Here is a 21,581-nt window from a genome sequence, read left to right as displayed (position 1 = left end):
TACCGGAGTGGCCTCTCGCGGCAGGCCTGTGGACAACGGGAGCGGGACGATCGCACGGGCGGGCACCCTGTCAACGTGAACGACGGGCCGCACCGTGTGATCGCCTCGCGGGACGGTGTCTCGAGGCGGCGCCTGGCCGCCGAGTATCCCGCCGTCGTGTTCCGCGGAGCCCGCGCGGCAGTCGAGCCGCTGACCTGCGGAGAGCGGATCGCGGCCTTCTGGACGGTCCTGCGACCGGGGGAGTTCTTCTCGCACGACACGGCCGCGCACCTGCTCGGACTACCCGGTCGGACGCCGACGGAGGTCACTCCGCTGCACGTGTCGGTGGCGCCGCCGATGCGGGCGGTGCGGTGCGCCGGCGTGGTCGCGCACCCTCTGCGGGACGAGGCCGTGTCGATCGTCGATACGGGGTACCCGGTCGCCGATCCGGCCTCGACCTTCTGCCGCCTCAGCGCCTCCCGATCCGTCGATGATCTCGTCGTTCTCGGCGACGCCCTCATCCGACCGGACGAGAAGAGCGGGCGGCGGGGACTCCGCGTGGATCTCGCTCTTCTCGCGGGTCGGGTCGCCGCGTACCGGGGTCGGGGCGGCCGGCGCGCGCGGGAGGCGATCGGCTGGGTGCGGGAGGGGTCGGAGTCGCCGATGGAGACCCTGCTCCGGCTGCTCCTCGTCCGCGCCGGATCTCCGGAACCGGAGCTGAACGTCGAGCTCTTCGACGGCGAGGGGAACTTCGTCGCGAGGATCGACCTCCTGTATCGGGACCACTGGGTCGTCGTCGAGTACGACGGCGACCATCACCGGACGGATGAGCGGCAGTACGAGCGCGACATCGCGCGCAGCGAGGCGATCGAGGCTCTCGGGTTCCGCCCTCTCCGGATCCGGGCGTCCGGAGTCCTCGAGGATCCCGCCGCGACCGTCGAGCGGGTCCGCCGTGCCCTCACCCGCTGAAACCCGCCGCGAGATGCCACTCCGGTACGCGGCACGCCGACAGGAGTGGACTCGAGTGGCCTCTCGCGGGAGTCGCGTCAGTCCGCGATCAGCGCGCGCGCCGTGCCCTCGTCGAGGATCAGATCCGTGATCAGCCCGGCCGCCAGTGCACCGCGGAGCCCGGGGAGCTTCGACGCCCCCGAGACCACGCAGATCCGGCGCGCGGCGCGGCGCACCGTGGAGAGGTCCGGACCGCTTGCACGTTCGTTCATGGGGATGTCGTCCCAGGTCCCGTCGGCCCGGTAGAAGACCGTCGCGACGTCGCCGACGACTCCCGATGCGCTCAGCGATGTGAAGTCGTCCGGCTCGAGGTAGCCACCGATGTAGACCTTCGACGGCACCGCCGCGAACGGCGAGCCGAGGCCGAAGAGCGCCACGTCCATCCGCTGCTGCAGCTCGAGCACCCGCTTCGTCGACCGCTCGCGCCAGACCGCCTGCTTGGTCAGCGGGTCGTCGAAGAACGCCTGCACCGGGAACTGCTGCACCTTCGCGGCGTACGCGTCTCCGAAGCGGCGGAGGATCTCGCTGGAGTAGTTGATGCCCGTCGTCTCGGTGTTGCCCGCGCCGTTCAGCTGCACGATCTGCGTGTTGTGCGTCTCCTTGGCGATGAGGTGGCGGCTGATCGCGCTCATCGTCGAGCCCCACGCGATGCCGACGATCATGTTGGAGTCGATGAACTGGCCGAGGATCCGCGCCGCGGACAGCGCCACCCGCTCGAGCCGGTCGATCTCGCTGGTGTGGTCGGGCACCGGCACGATGTGCGCGGTGATGTCGAAGTGCGCGCGCACCTCGGCGGAGAGCGCGCTGGCGCGGTCGAGCGGGGACCGGATCTGGATGTCGACCAGTCCCGTCGCGCGGGCGTGCGAGAGCAGCCGCGAGACCGAGGAGCGCGACGTGTGCAGCTCGTGCGCGATGGCGTCCATCGTCAGGTCCTGCATGTAGTAGAGCTGGGCGGCGCGGAGCGCGTCCCGCGTCTTGTCGGGGTGGGTCGCGTGCGTCGTCTCGTCGAGTTCGACGACCGGTCGGACAGGGGTCACTGATGCTCCTTGCACGTATTTCCACCCGTCTTGACCGGATGTGTTCCCGGGTCAAGGATGGCTGTATTCCTTCGCGAAATCAATCGTCCACCTCGGGTGCCGAGACTGATGCGGAGGCTGGTCGAAGAACCACTGGACGAATCACACACGACACGAAGGCGAGTACGAAGTGGCACAGTCTGTCGGAACTCCCGGAACCCCTGCGATCCGCGAGAGCGTCGCCGCCCTGCGGGACACCCCCCGAGCGACCGTCCTCGTGATCGGCGGTGGCATCAACGGCATCGGAACCTTCCGCGAGCTCGCGCTCAACGGGGTCGACGTCGCGCTCGTCGAGCGCGGCGACTACGTCTCGGGCGCCTCCAGCGCCTCGAGCCACATGATCCACGGCGGCATCCGCTACCTCGAGAACGGCGAGTTCCGGCTCGTCAACGAGGGCGTGCACGAGCGCAACGGCCTGCTGAAGATCGCGCCGCACTACGTGAAGCCGCTGCAGACCACCATCCCCATCTACTCCACCTTCTCGGGCATCCTCGCGGCCCCGCTGCGGTTCCTGACGCACAAGTCGGGCAAGCCGCAGGAGCGCGGTGCGCTGCTGATCAAGGTCGGCCTCACTCTGTACGACTTCTTCTCGCGCGACGGAGGCGTCGTTCCGCGCCACCAGTTCCACGGGCGCAAGCGGTCGCTGAACGAGCTGCCGAAGCTCGACCCGAAGATCAAGTACACCGCCACCTACTTCGACGCGTCCGTGCATGAGCCCGAGCGCCTGGCGCTCGACGTCCTCCGCGACGGGCTCGTCGGCGGAGCGAAGGCCCGTGCTGCGAACTACGTCGAGGCCGTCGGCACCTCCGAGGGCGGCGTGCTGCTGCGCGACCGCGAGACCGGCGAGGAGTTCGCCTTCCAGGCCGACGTCGTCGTCAACGTCTCCGGCCCCTGGACCGACTTCACCAACACCGCGCTGGGCACCACCACGAAGTTCATGGGCGGCACCAAGGGCTCGCACATCGTGCTCGACAACCCCGAGCTGGTCGAGGCCTGCGAGGGTCGCGAGATGTTCTTCGAGCACAGCGACGGCCGCATCGTCCTCATCTACCCGCTCAAGGGCCGCGTGATGGTCGGCACCACCGACATCGAGGCCGACCCGAACGAGCCGTCGGTGTGCACGGAGGAGGAGATCGACTACTTCTTCGACCTCGTGAACCACGTGTTCCCCTCCATCCCGGTCACCCGCGAGCAGATCGTCTTCAAGTTCTCCGGCATCCGCCCGCTGCCCCGTCACGACGACGAGGCCCCCGGCTTCGTCTCCCGCGACTACCGCATCGAGCCCTCGACGCTGCCCGGCGGGAAGACCCCGGTCCTCAGCCTCGTCGGCGGCAAGTGGACGACGTTCCGCGCCCTCTCGGAGCACCTCTCGAACGAGGTGTTCGCGAAGATCGGAGTGACGCGCCGGGTCTCGACCGTGAAGACGGCCATCGGAGGCGGCAAGGGCTTCCCCCGCACCGACGCGTCCCGCGCGCAGTGGATCAGCCAGCACCGCTCCGGACTCTCGTCGGCCCGCACCGGCCAGCTGCTCGAGCGCTACGGCACCCGGGCGGAGGAGGTCATCGAGGCCCTGGCCGACGGCCACGACGAGGCGCTCGACTTCGACAAGGACTTCACCACCGGTGAGATCCGCTACCTGGCGCAGCGCGAGAGCGTCGTGCACCTGATCGACCTGGTCATGCGCCGCACCAACCACGCCTTCACCGGCGGACTCAGCCGCGAGCTCCTCGAGGAGCTGGCCGAGCACACCGGAGCCGTCCTGGGCTGGGACGACGCGAAGCGCGCCGAGGAGGTCGACGCGACCATCTCGCACCTGAAGAAGTACAACGGCGTCGATGTCGGAGGCACCTCCGTGCAGGCGCCGACGGCCGTCCCCGCGAGCTGATCGCAAGGACAGGCGCAGAACGACGGACGTCCCGGTCGAGGAACCCCTCGAGCCGGGACGTTCGTCGCTGATACGCACGAACGTGCACGCGTCGCTCCTTGTCGGGGTGTCGGGGCGCGGATAACTTCACACCTGTCGGGCATCGATGCCCGCGCCGGACGCCTGCGCGTCCGCTCATATCGGAGGAAAAGGTCATCGTGGACAATCTCGGAGTGGTGTTCCTAGCGGAGCTGGTGGGGACGGCGTTGCTCGTCCTCCTGGGCTGCGGCGTCGTCGCCAACGTCGCGCTGGTGAAGAACAAGGGTTTCAACGGCGGATTCCTGATGGTCAACATCGGATGGGGCTTCGCGGTCTTCTCCGGTGTGATCGTCTCGTACAACTCGGGCGCGCACCTCAACCCCGCGGTCACGCTCGGACTCGTCGCGAGCGGCGCTGACGAGTTCGGCTCCGGCGTCCCGGTCAACATCGTGTCGATCCTGACCTACATCGCCGCGCAGCTGCTCGGTGCGATCCTCGGCGCCGTCTTCTGCTGGCTGGCGTACAAGCAGCACTTCGACGAGGAGCCCGACCCGGCCAACAAGCTCGGCGTCTTCTCGACCGGCCCGGCGATCCGCTCCTACGGCTGGAACTTCGTCACCGAGGTCATCGGCACCTTCGTGCTCGTCTTCGTCGTCATCGGCTTCGGCCGCAACGGTGACGGCGGCGGACTCGCCGCGCTCGGCGCTCTTCCCGTGGCCATCCTCGTGATCGCGATCGGCGCCTCCCTCGGCGGCCCGACCGGCTATGCCATCAACCCCGCTCGTGACCTCGGCCCCCGCATCGCACACGCCCTCCTGCCGATCAAGGGCAAGGGCTCCAGCGACTGGTCCTACTCCTGGGTGCCGATCGCCGGCCCGATCGTCGGCGGCGTCCTCGCGGGGCTCGCGTCCACCGCGCTGCTCCCCATCCTCTGATCCGCGCTCCACCCATCCCCGTTACGAAGGAGTAATCACTTATGGCTGACTACGTCATTGCTATCGACCAGGGGACGACGTCGTCCCGCGCGATCATCTTCGACAAGAAGGGCTCGATCGTCTCCACCGGCCAGAAGGAGCACGAGCAGATCTTCCCCCGCGCGGGCTGGGTCGAGCACGACCCGATCGAGATCTGGAACAACGTCCGCGAGGTCATCGGCCAGGCGCTCTCGCGCGCCGACCTGACCCGCCACGACATCGCCTCGGTCGGCATCACCAACCAGCGCGAGACCGCCGTGGTCTGGGACAAGACCACCGGCAAGCCGGTCTACAACGCGATCGTGTGGCAGGACACCCGCACGCAGTCGATCGTCGACCGCCTCGCGGGCGACGAGGGCGCGGACCGCTTCAAGTCGATCGTGGGCCTCCCGCTCGCGACGTACTTCTCGGGCACCAAGATCGTGTGGATCCTCGAGAACGTCGAGGGTGCGCGCGAGAAGGCCGAGGCGGGCGACCTGATCTTCGGCACGACCGACACCTGGGTCCTCTGGAACCTCACCGGCGGGATCGACGGCGGCGTCCACAAGACCGACGTCACCAACGCGTCGCGCACGCTCTTCCTCGACCTCGAGACCCTCGAGTGGCGCGACGACATCCTCGAGGCGTTCGGCGTCCCGAAGTCGATGCTCCCCGAGGTCTGCTCCTCCTCCGAGGTGTACGGCCACGTCGAGTCCTCGTCGCTGCTGCGCGAGGTCCCGATCGCGGGCATCCTCGGCGACCAGCAGGCCGCGACCTTCGGCCAGGCGGCGTTCGACCCGGGCGAAGCGAAGAACACCTACGGCACCGGCAACTTCCTGATCTTCAACACCGGCACCGAGATCGTCCACTCCAAGAACGGCCTCCTCACCACCATCGGCTACAAGCTCGGCGACGGCGAGGTGCACTACGCACTCGAGGGCTCGATCGCGGTCTCCGGCTCGCTGATCCAGTGGCTGCGCGACAACCTGGGCCTCATCGGCTCGGCGCCGGAGGTCGAGGCTCTCGCCGCGACCGTCGAGGACAACGGCGGCGCGTACTTCGTGCCGGCGTTCTCGGGACTCTTCGCGCCCTACTGGCGCTCGGACGCCCGCGGTGCGCTCGTCGGACTCACCCGCTACGTGAACAAGGGCCACATCGCCCGCGCCGCGCTCGAGGCGACCGCGTTCCAGACCCGCGAGGTGCTGGACGCCGTCAACGCCGACTCCGGTGTGCCGCTTCAGGAGCTCAAGGTCGACGGCGGCATGATCGCCAACAACCTGCTCATGCAGTTCCAGGCCGACATCCTCGGCGTCCCGGTCGTCCGCCCTGTCGTCGCCGAGACCACCGCGCTCGGAGCCGCGTACGCCGCGGGTCTCGCGGTCGGCTTCTGGGAGAACCTCGACGACCTCCGCCAGAACTGGCAGGAGGACTCGCGCTGGACCCCCTCCATGGACCAGGACGAGGCCGCCCGCCAGTACCGCCTCTGGAAGAAGGCCGTCACGAAGACCTTCGACTGGGTCGACGAGGACGTGTCGTAACTCCCTCCGCAGCGGTCCTCGCCCGCTGCGGCGCGGTCGGCTCTCGCAGGCGGTCGCGGTGCGGAGAGCGTCCTGCGTCCGGCTACGTGGGAACGCTCGCACGCGTTCCGCCGGTTCGCCTCGCGGGGCGCGGCGATCGAGAACGCCGGCGTCAGGATCGGTGAAGCGCCTCGGCGCGGCCTTCGGGTCGCGCCGGGGCGCTTCACCGTTCCCCGACGGCTCAGCCGCACCCTGCTGGTCGAGCAGCCGGGCAGCGGCGTATCGAGACGCGCCCGCCTGCGATGCTTCTGCTGGTCGAGTAGCGCGCAGCGGCGTATCGAGACCCCGCCTCGCCGGGTCGCCTCGCGGGCCGCCCCGGCTCAGAGCCCGAGCAGCGCCGGCAGCTCGTCGAGGGATCCGATCCGCCGCACGCCCAGGTCGACCGCGTCCTCCGGCAGCTCGCGTCCGTGCTCCGGTCCGCCCACCCGGTCGAGCCAGACGCCGCGGAGGCCCGCCCGGGCCGCGCCGATCGCGTCGGTGCCCAGGCGATCGCCGACGTACGCGGCGTCCGACGGAGCCACTCCGAACCGTTCGCAGGCGACCTGGAAGATCCGCGCCTCCGGCTTGGTCACGCCGACCTCGCCCGATGCGATGAGGTGCTCGACGCGCTCCGACAGCGCGATGGCGTCCATCTTGCGCGTCTGGAACTCGAGATCGCCGTTCGTGATCACGCCGATCCGGACGCCCGCCGCGTCGAGTCGGTCCAGTGCGGGCAGGGCGTCGTCGTGCAGTGTCCACGCCGCCACGTACTGCTCGAGGTAGGCGGCGAACCAGTCGCTCGCCTCCTCCGGCGACAGCTCGACGCCCGCGTCGGCCGCGAAGGCCGTCGCACGGGCGCGCCGCTGCCCCTCGTAGTCGAGCTCGCCCGCGAGGTAGCGGTGGTAGCGCTCCTCCTCGAGCTCGTACCAGCGCCGCTGGACGTCGGCCGGCTCACCCGCGTAGGCGCTCCCGAGCACCGCGGCGTGCGCGACGATCCCCTCGCGCACCGCCCGGGCGTGCTGGAAGAGCGTGTCGTCGAGGTCGAAGAGCGCGAGCCGCAGCACGGTTCACCGGGTTCGGCGGAGGAAGCCGATGCGGTCGTAGACGGTCGCGAGCGTCCTCTCGGCCGTCTCGGAGGCGCGGTCGGCCGCGCGGGACAGCACCCGATCGAGCTCCGCCGGGTCGGCCAGCAGCTCGGCCGTCCGCGCGCGGATCGGGTCGAACGTCGCGGCGACGACCTCGACGAGGCCCTTCTTCAGGTCGCCGTAGCCGCGGCCCGCGTACTCCTGCTCCAGCGACTCGACCGTGCGGTGGGCCAGGACGGAGTAGATGGTGAGCAGGTTCGAGACGCCGGGCTTGGCGGCGCGGTCGAACCGCACCTCCGACTCGGTATCGGTGACGGCGCGCATGATCTTCTTCGCGGTCGCCTTCGGCTCGTCGAGCACGCTCAGCAGGCCCGCGTCCGACTCCGCCGACTTCGACATCTTGGCGCCGGGGTTCTGCAGGTCGTAGATCTTCGCCGTCTCGCGGGCGATGTGCGGCTCCGGGATCGCGAAGGTCTCGCCGAAGCGCGTGTTGAAGCGGCCCGCGAGATCGCGGGTGAGCTCGAGGTGCTGCCGCTGGTCCTCGCCGACGGGAACGGCGGCGGTCTGGTAGAGCAGGATGTCGGCCGCCATCAGGATCGGGTAGGTGAAGAGGCCGACCGACGCCGCCTCGGTGCCCTGCTTCGCCGACTTGTCCTTGAACTGGGTCATGCGGCTCGCCTCGCCGAAGCCGGTCACGGTGTTCAGGATCCACGCCAGCTCGGCGTGCGCCGGCACGTGCGACTGGATGAACAGGGTCGAGCGCTCGGGGTCGATGCCCGCGGCGATGTACTGCGCAGCGGTCGCGCGCGTGCGCTCGCGCAGCTCGGCCGGATCCTGCGGGACGGTGATCGCGTGGAGGTCGACGACGCAGAAGTAGGCGTCGAAGTCCTCCTGCATGGCGACCCACTGCGTGAGCGCGCCGATGTAGTTGCCGAGGTGCAGCGAGCCCGAGGAGGGCTGCATGCCCGAGAAGATGACGGGCTTCGCGCCCGGAGCGGTGGGGGTCATGGTGAGGCCTCAGTTGCGGTGCGGTCGCGCGGTGATCGCGCGGGGGAGTGGTGGAGGGTCAGAGCTCGTAGTCGACGACGACGGGGGCGTGGTCGGACCAGCGGGTGTCCCAGCTGTCGGCGCGGTCGATCTCGTAGCTGCGGGCGAGCGCGGCGAGCTCGGGGGTGGCGAGCTGGTAGTCGATGCGCCAGCCGGTGTCCGTGTCGAAGGCCTGGCCGCGCTGCGACCACCAGGTGTAGGGCCCGGGGACCTCGCCCGCGAAGCGGCGGCCGAGGTCGATCCAGCCCAGGCCGGCTCCGGCGTTGTAGCCGTCCTCGCCCTCGGCGCCGAGGAAGCGGTCGAAGTAGGCGCGCTCCTCGGGGAGGAAGCCGGCCTTCTTCACGTTGCCCTTCCAGTTCTTGATGTCGAGGGTGCGGTGGCCGACGTTCAGGTCGCCCATCACGACGGCGAGCGGGTTGTGCGCCTGCAGCTGCGGGAGCCGCTCGGTCATCGCGTCGAGGAACTTGACCTTCTCGTCCTGCTTCGGGGTGCCGACGCCGCCGGAATGGACGTAGGTCGAGACCACGGTGATCGTGCGGTCGCCGACCTCGTAGTCGGCCTCGAGCCAGCGCCCGGCCGAGTCGAAGTCGTCGGCGCCCAGGGCGACCCGGTGGATCGTGGCGCGGTCGCGGGACGCGAGCGCCACTCCGGCGCGGCCCTTCGCGGTCGCCTCGTCGTGCAGCACGTCCCACTCGTCGCCGAGCAGCCCGGTGAGGTCGTCGGTGGAGGCGCGCACCTCCTGCAGGGCGAGGATGTCGACGTCGCGTGCGGCGAGCCACTCGCCCATGCCCTTGCGGAAGGCGGCGCGCACGCCGTTGACGTTGACGGAGGCGATGCGGAGGAGCTTCTTGGTCACCGCAGCAGTCTATTCTCGGCCGCCGACACGCCCCTCCCGAGGGCACCGCGTCCCTTCCCACCGTGCGGGCGTACGCGATGAGTCGGACGGGCTGGATCGCCGCAGAACGTCTGCCAGGAGGGCTGCTCAGCCACGATGGTGGTTGAGCACCTGTCCCTGCTCAGGTTCTGCCCCGACTCGTGCCGGGCCGGGTCGTCCGCAGGGCAGCGACCCGCCCGAAAGGACATGCTCCGTCGCAAGGCCACCGGCGCCGCGGTGCGCGGGGACCGCTGGCCGCGTTCGAGGCGAACCGACGAATCGCGTGCCAGCGATTCGACGTAGCCGCTCGCAACCCGCTCCTGGGAACGCGCCCCGTCGCGAAGCCACCCGCGCCGCGGCGGGCGGGACCGCCGGCGGAGATGAGCACAGCCGAACCGGCGAATCGCGTGCCAGCGATTCGTCGTAGTCGTCCGCGCCCCGCTCTCGAGAACGCACCCCGTGCGAAAGCCGACCGCGCCGCGGCGGGCAGGGACCGCCGCGGAAACAAGAACAGCCCGCGTCCTGCGCCACCTTCCCTCGGAGAAGAAGAAGGCGGCGCAGGCGCGGGCCGTCGGTGGGACCGCTCAGGACGGTCGTTCGGGGGTCGCTGCGGATCAGACCGCGGCGACGGGGCGGGCCGTGACGGGCTCGGGCACCTCGGCGACCACGGGGGCGCGCTTGATGCTCTTGGCGATGATGACGGCGATCGCGGTGACGACCATTCCGACGAGGATCGCGACGAGGTAGAGGATCGGCTGTCCGACGAGGCCGGTGACCCAGACTCCGCCGTGGGGGGCGCGCAGGGTCGAGCCGAACAGCGCGACGAGCGCGCCGGTGATGGCCGAGCCGATCATCGCGGACGGGATCACGCGCAGCGGGTCGACCGCGGCGAACGGGATGGCCCCCTCCGAGATGAAGGACGCGCCGAGCAGGTAGGCGGCCTTGCCGTTCTGGCGCTCGGCGTCGGTGAAGAGGCGCTTGCGGAGCGTCGTGGCGAGGGCGAGACCCAGCGGCGGCGTCATGCCGGCGGCCATCACGATCGCCATCACCTTGAACTGCACCGAGTTCGGGTCGCCGTCGGCGGGGACGGAGGCGAGACCGGTGGTCGCGAAGGCGTAGGCCACCTTGTTGACCGGGCCGCCCATGTCGAACGCCATCATCAGGCCGAGGATGATCCCCAGCACGATCAGGTTGCCGCCGGTGAGGCCCGAGAGCCAGGACGACAGTCCCTCGCTCAGCGCGCGGAGCGGAGCTCCGAGGACGACGAACATCAGGAAGCCGGTGATGAAGGTGGCGATCAGGGGGATGATCACGACGGGCATCAGCGACTTGAAGGCCGCGGGCAGCTTGATCCGCGAGATGTACAGCGCCGCGTATCCGGCGATGAAGCCGGAGGCGAGGCCGCCGAGGAAGCCCGCGCCGACGGTCACGGCGACCGCGCCGCCCAGGAAGCCCGGCGCGATGCCCGGGCGGTCCGCGATGCCGAAGGCGATGAAGCCTGAGAGCACCGGCACGAGGAACGCGAAGGTCGCTCCTCCGATCAGGAACATGACTCCGGCCCAGTCGGTGATGTTCACCGGGTTGAAGCCGTTGTCGATGATCTGCTGCGGAGTGAAGCTGACGATCTGGTATCCGCCGAACAGGAACGACAGGGCGATCAGCAGACCACCGGCCGCGACGAACGGGATCATGTACGAGACGCCGGTCATCAGGTTCTGACGGATGCGCGTGCCGACGCCGACCTTCTTCGGGGCGGCGGCGGGAGCGGCGGCGGCCTGAGCGCGGGCAGGGGCGTCGGCGGGCTTCGCGCTGCGCAGGGCCAGTGCCCGATCGAGCACCTCGTCCGGCTTGGCGAGCGCCTCGGCGACGCGACCTGCAGGATCGGCTTGCCGGCGAAGCGGTCCTTCCCGCGGACCTCGAGGTCGGCGGCGAGGATGACGACGTCGGCGGCGGCGATGTCGCCCGCGGTCATCTCCTCGGAGCCGGCGGCTCCCTGGGTCTCGACGTGGATCGGGTAGCCGCGCTTCTTCGCGGCCTGCTCGAGCGCCTCGGCGGCCATGTAGGTGTGGGCGATGCCCGCGATGCAGCTCGTGACGGCGACGAACCGCGGGGCGTCGGAGGAGGCCGCGGCGGGAGCGGGCGGCGCGGCCTGGGCGGTCGCGACCGCGCGGTCGATGACCTCCGCGGCCTTCGCGAGCGCCTCCGAGGTGCCGACCTCGAGGGTCGGCTTGCCGGCGAAGCGCTCCTTGCCGCGGACCTCGAGGTCGGCGGCGAGGATCACGACGTCGGCGTCGGCGATCGTCTGGTCCGACATGGGGTCGGAGCCCGCGGCGCCCTGGGTCTCGACCTGGATCTCGTACCCCTTCTTCTTGGCCGCCTGCTCGAGGGCCTCGGCCGCCATGTAGGTGTGCGCGATGCCGGCGATGCAGCTGGTGACGGCGACGATCCTCATGAGACGACGACCTCTCGGGCGATGATGTCGGCGACCTCCTGGCCGCTGGACGCGGCGCGGAGGGATCCGGTGAAGGACTCGTGGATCAGCTTGCGGGCGAGCTGAGCGAGGATCTTGAGGTGGGCCTGGTCGGCTCCGTCGGGAGCGGCGATCAGGAAGATCAGGTCGGCCGGTCCGTCGGGGGCGCCGAAGTCGACGCCCTGCTTCGCGATGCCCACGGCGACGCTGGGGGCGACGACGTGCGAGGAGCGCGCGTGGGGGATCCCGATGCCGCCGGGCATGCCGGTCGCCATCTGCGCCTCGCGGTCGCGGACGTCGGCGAGGAACCCGTCGAGGTCGGTGACGCGGCCCGCGTCGGCCAGCGTCTTCGCCAGCTGCGCGGTGGCCTCGTCCTTGGTGGCGGCGGTCAGGTCGACGATGACGGTCGAGGCCTCGGTGAGTGCAGTCATGCGCTCAGTTCTCCAATCGGGAGGTGGGGGTCGGGGGACTCCACGACGGTGACGTCGTCGAGCCGGAGGGAGTCGGGCCCCGGGGCTTCACTGCCCGGGAGCCGGACGGCGGCGGTGCCCCACGCGACTGCTGTCGCGAGGCGCTCCGCCTCCGTGGCGTCGGTGGCCGAGAGGTAGCCCGCGAGGGTGCTGTCCCCGGCGCGACGGTGCTGAGGGGCACGACGGCGGGGGCGCCCGCCCACCACGACGCATCGGCCGTGACGAGGAGGGCGCCGTGCTCTCCGAGGCTCACGAGCGCTCGCGCGTCCGGGAGGCGGAGGAGTTCGCGTGCTCCGGCGACGACGTCTCCGACCGTCGGGAGCGAGCGGCCGAGGAGCTCCTCGAGCTCCTCGAGGTTGGGCTTCACCAGCGTCGCCGTGCCGGCCGCGATGATCGCGGTGAGCGGGGCTCCGGAGGTGTCGACGGCGAGCGGGACGCCGAAGTGCAGGGCGAGCCGGCCGAGCGACGCGTAGAAGTCGTCGCCGAGTCCCGGAGGGACGCTGCCGCAGGCGACGAGCCAGCGCGGCGCGGCCACGACGTGGTCGCAGATGAGCTCCGAGAGGGCCTTCGCCTCCGCCGGGCTGATCGCGGGGCCGGGCTCGTTGATCTTGGTCGTGCGGCCGGTGGCGTCGTCGACGACCGTGATGTTGGTGCGGATCGGCTGCGCGATCGCGGCGCTCGCGGACCGGACGCCCGCGGCCTCGAGCATCGCCGAGAGGTCGAGCCCGGTCGAGGCGTCCGCGGGGTACACCGCGGTGGCGTCGACTCCGTTGCGGGCCAGGGCGCGGGCGACGTTGACGCCCTTGCCGGCCGGGTCGCGCCGCACGTCGTGAGCCCGGTTGACCTCGCCGACGGCGAAGCCGCTGGTCGACAGGGTGACGTCGATGCTGGGATTGGCGGTGACGGTGACGATCATGCGCGGACCACCTCGGGGCCGGCGGACTCGACGTCGTCGACGGTCTCGTCGTCGAGGCCGCTGTCCGTGATGACGGTGTCGATCGCGGACAGCGGAGCCACGTGCCCGAAGTCCTGCCGGCCGAACTTGGAGTGATCGGCGAGGACGACGACGCGGCGGGCCGAGGCGATGAGCGCCGACTTGACCACGGCCTCGTCCAGGTCGGGGGTGGTGAGGCCCCGCTCGCGGCTGATGCCGTTGGTGCCGATGAAGGCGACATCGACCGAGACGGACGCGATCGCCTGGGCGGCCCACGGGCCGACGGCGGCCTGCGTGACTCCGCGGAGGTGACCGCCGAGCAGGTGCAGGTCGATGTTGGGCCGGCCGACGAGCGCCATCGCGACGGGGAGGGAGTGGGTGACGACCGTCAGCCGGCGGTCCAGGGGGAGCAGCTCCGCGAGGCGGACCGTGGTGGTGCCCGCGTCGATGGCGAGGGAACCGCCGTCGGGCACCTCGGCGAGGGCTGCGGTGGCGATGCGGTCCTTCTCGGCGGCGAGGTGACCCTCGCGGGCGGCGACCTCGGGCTCGATTCCCAGGCGCTCGACCGGGATGGCACCGCCGTGCGCCCGGCGCAGCAGGCCGCGGCGCTCGAGGCTCGTGAGGTCGCGGCGGATCGTCTCCGGCGTGACCGCGAGGGAGTGGGCGAGGTCGCGGACCTCGACCCGCCCGTCGGTGCGGGCACGGTCCAGGATCGCCTGGTGGCGCTCCGGTGCGTACATGTCGACTCCGTCGTCTCGATCCAGTGGTGCTCGCGTTCCGCGAAGCGGATCTGCGTTTACATCTTTTTAGACCCGTTTGTCTGCGAAGTCAACAGAAACAGACAAGTCCGACAGGCGTGGGTCAGTACCCCTGGTCCGAGGTGCGGGAGGACCGGTCCTCGTCGGTGCGGAGCCGGCTCAGGCCGAGAGCTCGGCGAGCTCCTCGTCGAGACGCGCCAGGCTCTTCTCGATCCGACGCCGCTTGAGCAGGGAGGCGTCGTCGAGGGCGGACGTGAGCCGTTGCCGCTCCACCTCGGCGAGAGTGCGGCGCGCGGCGCGCAGCTGCTCCTCCTGCTCCTTCTCGCGCTCCTCGGGCGTGAGCTTCCGCGCCGAGATGCCGGCGTCGCTCATGCCGATCGAGATCCACGAGGCGACGATCAGGATCACCTGGCAGACGAGGTTGAACCAGATCAGCAGACCGATGAGCACGGCGAAGGAGGCGAGCAGCGGGTTCCGCGACGCGCCTCCGAGCAGCTGCGTCCCGAGGATCTTCAGGGCGCCGAGGGCGATGCCGCCCAGGAGGGAGCCGACCCACAGGTTCTTCCACGGGATCGGGATGCCGGACAGGATCCGGAACGATCCGGCGAGCGTGGCGGTGTCGAGGGCGAGCATGATCAGGAGGCCGACCGCACCACCGGTGATGCGCCCGAGCTCGGAGTCGCTGCCGATGCCGAGGAAGTCGAACGCGACGTCGACGAACGTCGTCGAGAACACCGAGAGGGCCGCGGAGACGAGCAGCACCGCTCCGAAGACGAGTGCGAGACCGGCGTCCTTGAGCTTGAGGAGGACGAACAGCGTCGTCGGCCCGGGCAGGGCGAAGAGGATGCGGACCGCCTGACGCAGGCTGCCGAGGAAGTTCAGGGCCGTCCAGAGCAGGACCGCGGCGGCGATGACTCCGGTCCAGCCCAGGATCGACTGGTCCAGCAGCGTGTCGACGGAGACGAGGGAGCCCTTGCCGCCGATCAGCCCGGGGATCGAGCGCTGCACGATGCCGATGAGGGAGTCGCGCAGAACGGCGTCCCCGCGGACCCAGAATCCGAACACGGCGAAGAACACGAACAGCGCGCCGAAGACGGCGAACAGCGCCTGGAACGCCAGCCCCGAGGCGAAGAGCGGCCCGCCGGTCTCGGAGTAGTGCAGGAGGACCCGCGCCGGGCGCGTGCGCAGGACCCGCTCGATCAGCGCCGGGATGCCGCGCGGGGTCTCTCTCGCGGCCTCCGTCATGCCTCCAGGGTAGGGCCGCCGCCCGCGTCGGTTGTCACCCGAGCGGGGAGGGGGCCCGGGAACGACGAACGGCCCGCCGGATCAGGGATCCGACGGGCCGTTCGAGGGGTGCGATCAGGCGCGGCCGCGGATGACCGCCTGCTTGACCTCGGCGATCGCCTGCGTGATCTGGATCCCGCGCGGGCACGCCTCGGTGCAGTTGAAGGTCGTGCGGCAGCGCCACACTCCCTCCTTGTCGTTGAGGATGTCGAGGCGCGCTCCACCCGCGTCGTCGCGCGAGTCGAAGATGAACCGGTGCGCGTTCACGATCGCGGCCGGGCCGAAGTACTGGCCGTCGGTCCAGAACACCGGGCACGACGAGGTGCACGCGGCGCAGAGGATGCACTTCGTGGTGTCGTCGAAGCGGGCGCGGTCGGCGACCGACTGCACGCGCTCCTTGCCCTTGGGCGCCGGGGTGTTGGCGATCAGGAACGGCTGCACCTCGCGGAACGACGCGAAGAACGGCTCCATGTCGACGACGAGGTCCTTCTCGAGGGGCAGGCCCTTGATCGCCTCGATGTAGATCGGCTGCGAGATGTCGAGATCCTTGATCAGCGTCTTGCAGGCCAGGCGGTTGCGCCCGTTGATGCGCATCGCGTCCGAGCCGCAGATGCCGTGCGCGCAGGAGCGGCGGAAGGTCAGCGACCCGTCCTGGTCCCACTTGATGCGGTGCAGGGCGTCGAGGACGCGGTCGGTCGAGTACATCTCGACGTCGAAGTCCTGCCAGCGCGGCTCGGCGTCCACCTCGGGGTCGAAGCGGCGGATGATGAACGTGACGGTGAACGCCTCCGGGGCGGCGGGGGCCGCGGGGGGCTGCTCGAGGGTAGCGGTCGACATGGCTAGTACTTCCTCTCCATCGGCTGGTACCGGGTGATCACGACGGGCTTCCAGTCGAGCCGGATGTGGTCACCGGCGTCGGAGGAGTGGGCGTCACCGGAGAGGTACGCCATCGTGTGCTGCATGTAGTTGTCGTCGTCGCGCTTGGGGAAGTCGTCGCGCATGTGACCGCCGCGGCTCTCCTTGCGGTTGCGCGCCGAGAACACGACGACCTCGGCGAGGTCGAGGAGGAAGCCGAGCTCGACGGCCTCCAGGAGATCGGTGTTGAAGCGCTTGCCCTTGTCCTGCACCGAGATGTTGCGGAACCGGTCGCGCAGGCGCTGGATCGTGCCCGTGACCTGCTCGAGCGACTCGTCGGTGCGGAACACCTGGGCGTTCTTGTCCATCTCGTCCTGCAGCTCCTTGCGGATCGAGGCGATCCGCTCGGTGCCGGTGGCGTCGCGGAGCGAGGCGAGCATGTCGCGGATCGCTCCGGCCGGGTCGGCGGGCAGGGGAGTGAAGTCGACGGTCTTGGCGTAGTCGGCCGCGTTGTTGCCGCTGCGCTTGCCGAAGACGTTGATGTCGAGGAGCGAGTTGGTGCCGAGGCGGTTGGAGCCGTGCACCGAGACGCAGGCGCACTCGCCGGCGGCGTACAGGCCCGGCACGACGGTCGTGTTGTCCGAGAGGACCTCGGCCTTCACGTTCGTGGGGATGCCGCCCATCGCGTAGTGCGCGGTCGGCATGACCGGCACCGGCTCCACGACGGGGTCGACGCCGAGGTAGGTGCGCGCGAACTCGGTGATGTCGGGGAGCTTGGTCTCGAGGACCTCGGCTCCGAGGTGCGTGCAGTCCAGCAGCACGTAGTCCTTGTGCGGACCCGCGCCGCGTCCCTCCGCGACCTCCTGGACCATGCAGCGGGCGACGATGTCGCGGGGCGCGAGGTCCTTGATGGTCGGGGCGTAGCGCTCCATGAAGCGCTCACCCGAGGCGTTGCGGAGGATCGCACCCTCTCCTCGCGCTCCCTCGGTGAGGAGGATGCCGAGGCCCGCGAGCCCGGTGGGGTGGAACTGGAAGAACTCCATGTCCTCGAGGGGCAGGCCCTTGCGCCAGATGATGCCGACTCCGTCGCCGGTCAGCGTGTGCGCGTTCGAGGTGGTCTTGTAGATCTTGCCGAAGCCGCCCGTCGCGAAGATGATCGCCTTCGCCTGGAACACGTGCAGCTCGCCGGTCGCGAGCTCGTACGCCACGACTCCGGACGGCTTGTCCACGCCGTCGACCTTCGTCATGACGAGGTCGAGCACGTAGAACTCGTTGTAGAAGTTGATGCCGAGGCGGACGCAGTTCTGGAACAGCGTCTGCAGGATCATGTGGCCGGTGCGGTCGGCCGCGTAGCAGGCCCGGCGCACGGGCGCCTTGCCGTGGTCGCGGGTGTGACCCCCGAAGCGGCGCTGGTCGATCTTGCCGTCCTCGGTGCGGTTGAAGGGGAGGCCCATGTTCTCGAGGTCGATGACCGCGTCGATGGCCTCCTTCGCGAGGATCTCGGCCGCGTCCTGGTCGACGAGGTAGTCGCCGCCCTTGACGGTGTCGAAGGTGTGCCACTCCCAGCTGTCCTCCTCGACGTTGGCGAGGGCCGCGGCCATGCCGCCCTGCGCCGCGCCGGTGTGCGAGCGCGTCGGGTAGAGCTTCGAGATCACGGCGGTCTTCGCCTTCGGACCGGCTTCGATCGCCGCCCGCATCCCGGCGCCGCCGGCGCCGACGATCACCACGTCGAACTGGTGGTAGTGGACGCCGTCGGGTCCGACGGTCTTCGTGAAGGCGCTCTGGTCGCCGCCGGTGTGTACGTGGCCTGCTGTGCTCACTGGGTGGGTGCTCCGTTGTGCGGGTGAGGAGGACGGGGAGGGGTGCTGGACCCGGGAGGAGGCGCCGCGGTCGACCGCAGCGCCTCCTCCCGCATCAGCGGCGGTGCGTCACGCGCCGCAGAACGACGGGAGGAACTCGGCCGCCGTGTTCGGCGGGCACGGGTCGAACGCGAAGACGACCCAGGTGCCGAGGGCGATCAGCGCGACGACGGCGACGAGGATGCCGCCCTTGAAGGCGCGGGCCAGCAGGGGCGAGGTCGCGTAGTCGTTGACCAGCGTGCGCATGCCGTTGCCGCCGTGGATCAGCGCGAGCCACAGCATCAGGACGTCCCACCACTGCCAGAACGGGTTCGCGAGCTTGCCGCCCACGAAGCCGAAGTCGATGGCCTTGATGCCGTCGCCCAGGAGGAGGTTGTAGATCAGGTGCCCGAAGATCAGGACGATCAGCACGACGCCGGAGGCGCGCATGTAGATCCAGCCCCACTTCTCCCAGTTGGTCCCGGAGGACCGGGTCGGGGTGTGCGGCGTGCGGGGGGCGGCGACGGTGCTCATTCCCCTCCTCCCTCTCCGAAGACGAACATGAGGTGGCGCGGCGCGAACCCGAGCATCAGCACGACCCACAGGCCGATGACCACCCAGAAGAGCAGACGCTGGTTGCGGGTCGCCCAGCTCCAGAAGTCGACCAGGATGATGCGCAGGCCGTTCAGGGCGTGGAACGCGATGGCGCCCACGAGCCCCGTCTCGCCCAGGCCCATGACCGGGTTCTTGTAGGTCCCGATGACCGCGTCGTACGCCTCCGCGCTCACGGCGATGAGGGCCGTGTCGAGGACGTGGACGAGGAGGAAGAAGAAGATGGCGACACCGGTGATGCGGTGGAGCACCCACGACCACATGCCTTCGCGACCGCGGTAGAGGGTTCCGGCCGGACGGCGGATCTTCCCCTGCTTCCGGGGTGCGAGGGTCTGAGCAGTTTGAACTGACACGGACAACCCTCCCTGGTTGTGCACTCCGACGGCCTGACCTGCTCCGCGTCTCGTGGACGCGGACGGGGCGGGGGAGCGACGAGATTCTCGCGGTCTGATTCTAAACGCCGTTCGGGGAGAGCGCGGCTAAGGCGAGCCTTAGCTGCGGTGCTCCACCACCGCGGGCACTCCGACGGCCGCGTAGTGGCCCAGCAGCTCGTCCGTCAGCGCGCTCCAGGTGCGGTTCAGAACGCGCCGCCGCCCTGCTTCGCCCAGCCGGGCGCGCAGGGCCGGGTCGCGGACGAGGCGCTCGACCTGGCGTCGCAGATCGGAGTCGCTCTCGGGTGCGTAGAGGAGGCCGTCGACGCCGTGCTCGATCAGGTCCGTCGGGCCGCCGGCGTGCGGGGCGACGACCGCCGTCCCGGACGCCTGCGCCTCCTGGACCGTCTGTCCGAAGGTCTCCTCAGTGCCCGTGTGCACGAAGACGTCGAGTGCGGCGTAGACGGCGGGCAGGCGTTCGCCGTCGAGTCGGCCGAGCATCCGGGCGCGCGGCCCGACGGCCGAGGCGACCCGGGCGGAGGAGGGGCCGTAGCCGCCGACGACCAGCGCCGTGCCCGGGAGCGAGGCGAGCGAGGCGAGCCGCTCCACTCTCTTCTCGGGGGAGAGCCGGCCGATGTAGCCGACGAGCGACTCGTCCGGTGCGAGCGGCGCGCGCACCTCGTGGGCGTAGGGGGAGGAGCGCATCCGCGGGTGGAAGCGGTCGCTCTGCACGCCGCGTCCCCAGAGCGCGGTGCGCTCGATCCCCGCGGCGGAGAGATCGTCGAGCGCGCTGCTGGAGGGGGCGAGAGTCAGGTCGGCACCCGCGTGGATCTGCCGGATGACCTTCCAGGCGATCGCGCGCGCTCCCCGGATGCCGTACCGCGCGGCGAAGCGGGCGACATCCGTCTGGTAGACGGCGACGCTCGGCACGCCCAGGCGGTTCGCCGAGGCGATGGCGCGTGCCCCCAGTAGGAAGGGCGAGGCGACGTGCACGACGTCGGGCGCGAAGTCCGCGAGCTCGCGCGTGAGGGCGAGGGTGGGGATGCCGACCGGGAAGTCGCGGTAGGCGATGGCGGGGTGCTCGACCACGCGGTGCCCCGCGTAGCGCGCCGGTGCTCCCGCGGCGGGGCAGACCACCAGGGCCTCGATGCCGCGGGCGGCGAACTCGTCGAGGACCCGCAGGACGCTCGTGGTCACGCCGTTCAACGACGGCAGGAAGCTCTCGGTGACGACCGCGACTCTCACACCCCGGGACGCTACGGCGCCCGCGTGAACGGGGGAGCGCCGCCCGGTGAACGGACGGTCGCGTCCGGGCGCCCTTGTATCCTGCGGACATGACATCACCTGAGACCGATGGCCGCGCCCCGCTCGACCGCTTCTACAGCGTGATCCCCGCAGGTGGGATCGGCTCGAGGCTGTGGCCGCTCTCCCGGGCCGACGCCCCGAAGTTCCTGCACGACCTCACCGGCTCGGGCCAGACCCTCCTGCGCGACACGTGGGACCGGCTGGCCCCGATCTCGGGCGCCGACCGGATCATGGTCGTCACCGGTCGGGCGCACCGCGCCGCCGTCGAGCGCCAGCTCGAGCACCTCGACGACCTCAACGTCGTGCTCGAGAGCGAGCCGCGCGACTCCTCCGCCGCGATCGGCCTGGCCGCCGCGATCCTCGAGCGCCGCGAGCCGGGAGTGATCATCGGCTCGTTCGCCGCCGATCACGTCATCAGCGGTCAGCACCTCTTCCACGACGCCGTCGCGGAGGCGGTCATCGCCGCCGACGCGGGCTACATCGCGACGATCGGCATCACCCCGACGGAGCCGGCGGTCGGTTTCGGCTACATCAGGACCGGCGACCACCTCGGCATCGACGGCGCCGCGCACACCCTCGCGGTCGACTCCTTCGTCGAGAAGCCCGATGCCGACACCGCCCGCGAGTACGTCAGCAGCGGTCAGTACCTCTGGAACGCCGGCATGTTCATCGCCCGAGCCGATCGCCTCCTCGAGGAGCTGGGACGCTCCAAGCCGAAGCTGCTCGCGGGGCTCCTCGAGCTCGCCGCGGCCTGGGACACCCCCGAGCGCGGTGCGGTCGTCGACCGCATCTGGCCGGGCCTGGAGAAGATCGCGATCGACTACTCCGTCGCCGAGCCGGCCGCCGCCGAGGGCAAGCTCGCGGTGATCCCCGGTCACTTCTCCTGGGACGACGTCGGGGACTTCGCCTCCATCGCCAAGCTGCACGCGAGCGGTCTGCGCTCCGACCTCGCGATCCTCGGTGAGGACGCCCGCGTCCTGGCCGATTCCGCGACCGGCATCGTCGTCAGCGGCGGCAACCGCACCATCGCCCTCATCGGAGTGAAGGACATCGTCGTCGTCGACACGCCCGACGCCCTCCTCGTCACCACCACCGAGAACGCCCAGAAGGTCAAGGGCGTCGTCGACGCCCTCCGCCTCTCGGGCCGCACCGACGTCCTCTAGCCCCACCCTTCGAAGCGCGGCCTCCCCCCGGAGCGCCGCG

General features: G+C 70.5%; 20 protein-coding genes. 5 read left to right on the top strand and 15 right to left on the bottom strand.

Features of this window, described 5'->3' with window-relative positions; genetic code table 11:
* The first annotated feature begins 75 nt into the window (after positions 1 to 75).
* A complete protein-coding gene (locus tag B0T42_RS14255; protein WP_077223701.1) occupies positions 76 to 948 on the top strand; it encodes an endonuclease domain-containing protein in 873 nt (290 codons plus the stop codon).
* Positions 949 to 1,025: 77 nt separating this feature from the next.
* On the opposite strand, the gene B0T42_RS14250 is transcribed toward B0T42_RS14255, so the two are convergent.
* Entirely contained in the window at positions 1,026 to 1,925 is a 900-nt protein-coding gene (locus B0T42_RS14250) for a sugar-binding transcriptional regulator (protein WP_077223710.1), read from the bottom strand.
* 268 nt (positions 1,926 to 2,193) lie between these two features.
* On the opposite strand from B0T42_RS14250, the gene B0T42_RS14245 reads away from it, so the two are divergent.
* From B0T42_RS14245 to glpK, 3 genes are all read left to right on the top strand, one after another.
* Entirely contained in the window at positions 2,194 to 3,948 is a 1,755-nt protein-coding gene (locus tag B0T42_RS14245) for a glycerol-3-phosphate dehydrogenase/oxidase (protein ID WP_173892335.1), read from the top strand.
* A gap of 197 nt (positions 3,949 to 4,145) precedes the next feature.
* Positions 4,146 to 4,901, top strand: a complete 756-nt coding sequence (locus B0T42_RS14240; protein WP_077223700.1) for an MIP/aquaporin family protein — start codon at positions 4,146 to 4,148, stop codon at positions 4,899 to 4,901.
* 41 nt (positions 4,902 to 4,942) lie between these two features.
* Positions 4,943 to 6,457: a glycerol kinase GlpK gene (gene glpK, locus B0T42_RS14235; RefSeq protein ID WP_055787968.1), complete on the top strand. Its 1,515-nt coding sequence runs from the start codon at positions 4,943 to 4,945 to the stop codon at positions 6,455 to 6,457.
* Between the two features lie 359 nt (positions 6,458 to 6,816).
* On the opposite strand, the gene B0T42_RS14230 is transcribed toward glpK, so the two are convergent.
* The 14 genes from B0T42_RS14230 to B0T42_RS14165 all read right to left on the bottom strand — a co-directional run bounded on the left by B0T42_RS14230 (position 6,817) and on the right by B0T42_RS14165 (position 20,318).
* Positions 6,817 to 7,539 (bottom strand): HAD family hydrolase, encoded by a 723-nt coding sequence (locus tag B0T42_RS14230; protein WP_077223699.1) that lies wholly within the window; start codon positions 7,537 to 7,539, stop codon positions 6,817 to 6,819.
* A gap of 3 nt (positions 7,540 to 7,542) precedes the next feature.
* Complete coding sequence (trpS, locus tag B0T42_RS14225) at positions 7,543 to 8,568, bottom strand: tryptophan--tRNA ligase (protein WP_077223698.1); 1,026 nt, start codon at positions 8,566 to 8,568, stop codon at positions 7,543 to 7,545.
* 58 nt (positions 8,569 to 8,626) lie between these two features.
* Positions 8,627 to 9,463: an exodeoxyribonuclease III gene (locus B0T42_RS14220; protein WP_077223697.1), complete on the bottom strand. Its 837-nt coding sequence runs from the start codon at positions 9,461 to 9,463 to the stop codon at positions 8,627 to 8,629.
* A gap of 632 nt (positions 9,464 to 10,095) precedes the next feature.
* Positions 10,096 to 11,172 (bottom strand): PTS fructose transporter subunit IIC, encoded by a 1,077-nt coding sequence (locus B0T42_RS20505; RefSeq protein ID WP_236720301.1) that lies wholly within the window; start codon positions 11,170 to 11,172, stop codon positions 10,096 to 10,098.
* Between the two features lie 17 nt (positions 11,173 to 11,189).
* Positions 11,190 to 11,933, bottom strand: coding sequence for a PTS fructose-like transporter subunit IIB (locus B0T42_RS21480; protein ID WP_077223696.1), 744 nt, complete (start codon positions 11,931 to 11,933; stop codon positions 11,190 to 11,192).
* Positions 11,930 to 12,382, bottom strand: coding sequence for a PTS sugar transporter subunit IIA (locus tag B0T42_RS19645; protein ID WP_055787979.1), 453 nt, complete (start codon positions 12,380 to 12,382; stop codon positions 11,930 to 11,932). The genes B0T42_RS21480 and B0T42_RS19645 overlap by 4 nt, the downstream gene beginning before the upstream one ends.
* A gap of 4 nt (positions 12,383 to 12,386) precedes the next feature.
* Positions 12,387 to 13,337 carry a 1-phosphofructokinase family hexose kinase gene (locus B0T42_RS14200; protein ID WP_236720300.1) on the bottom strand — a complete coding sequence of 317 codons (951 nt, stop codon included), beginning with the start codon at positions 13,335 to 13,337 and terminating at the stop codon, positions 12,387 to 12,389.
* Positions 13,334 to 14,095, bottom strand: a complete 762-nt coding sequence (locus tag B0T42_RS14195) for a DeoR/GlpR family DNA-binding transcription regulator (protein ID WP_077223695.1) — start codon at positions 14,093 to 14,095, stop codon at positions 13,334 to 13,336. The genes B0T42_RS14200 and B0T42_RS14195 overlap by 4 nt, the downstream gene beginning before the upstream one ends.
* Positions 14,096 to 14,272: 177 nt before the next feature.
* Positions 14,273 to 15,358, bottom strand: a complete 1,086-nt coding sequence (locus B0T42_RS14190) for a YihY/virulence factor BrkB family protein (RefSeq protein WP_077223694.1) — start codon at positions 15,356 to 15,358, stop codon at positions 14,273 to 14,275.
* 114 nt (positions 15,359 to 15,472) lie between these two features.
* Positions 15,473 to 16,234: a succinate dehydrogenase iron-sulfur subunit gene (locus B0T42_RS14185; protein ID WP_055787993.1), complete on the bottom strand. Its 762-nt coding sequence runs from the start codon at positions 16,232 to 16,234 to the stop codon at positions 15,473 to 15,475.
* A gap of 2 nt (positions 16,235 to 16,236) precedes the next feature.
* Positions 16,237 to 17,979, bottom strand: a complete 1,743-nt coding sequence (gene sdhA / locus B0T42_RS14180) for a succinate dehydrogenase flavoprotein subunit (RefSeq protein WP_230673091.1) — start codon at positions 17,977 to 17,979, stop codon at positions 16,237 to 16,239.
* Positions 17,980 to 18,180: 201 nt separating this feature from the next.
* A complete protein-coding gene (locus tag B0T42_RS14175) occupies positions 18,181 to 18,624 on the bottom strand; it encodes a succinate dehydrogenase hydrophobic membrane anchor subunit (protein ID WP_077223692.1) in 444 nt (147 codons plus the stop codon).
* Positions 18,621 to 19,055 carry a succinate dehydrogenase, cytochrome b556 subunit gene (sdhC, locus tag B0T42_RS14170; RefSeq protein ID WP_077223691.1) on the bottom strand — a complete coding sequence of 145 codons (435 nt, stop codon included), beginning with the start codon at positions 19,053 to 19,055 and terminating at the stop codon, positions 18,621 to 18,623. Before sdhC ends, B0T42_RS14175 begins: the two co-directional genes overlap by 4 nt.
* A gap of 138 nt (positions 19,056 to 19,193) precedes the next feature.
* The gene (locus B0T42_RS14165; protein ID WP_077223690.1) at positions 19,194 to 20,318 is read right to left on the bottom strand and encodes a glycosyltransferase family 4 protein; all 1,125 of its coding nucleotides are present in this window, start codon (positions 20,316 to 20,318) and stop codon (positions 19,194 to 19,196) included.
* A gap of 89 nt (positions 20,319 to 20,407) precedes the next feature.
* On the opposite strand from B0T42_RS14165, the gene B0T42_RS14160 reads away from it, so the two are divergent.
* On the top strand, positions 20,408 to 21,541 hold the full coding sequence (locus B0T42_RS14160; protein ID WP_077223689.1) for a mannose-1-phosphate guanylyltransferase: 1,134 nt from the start codon (positions 20,408 to 20,410) through the stop codon (positions 21,539 to 21,541).
* The last annotated feature ends 40 nt before the right edge of the window (positions 21,542 to 21,581 follow it).

Source organism: Rathayibacter rhapontici (assembly GCF_001995175.1).
Lineage (GTDB): Bacteria > Actinomycetota > Actinomycetes > Actinomycetales > Microbacteriaceae > Rathayibacter.
The sequence above is the reverse complement of the archived record's forward strand: the minus strand, read 5'-3'. Positions and strand labels throughout refer to the sequence as shown.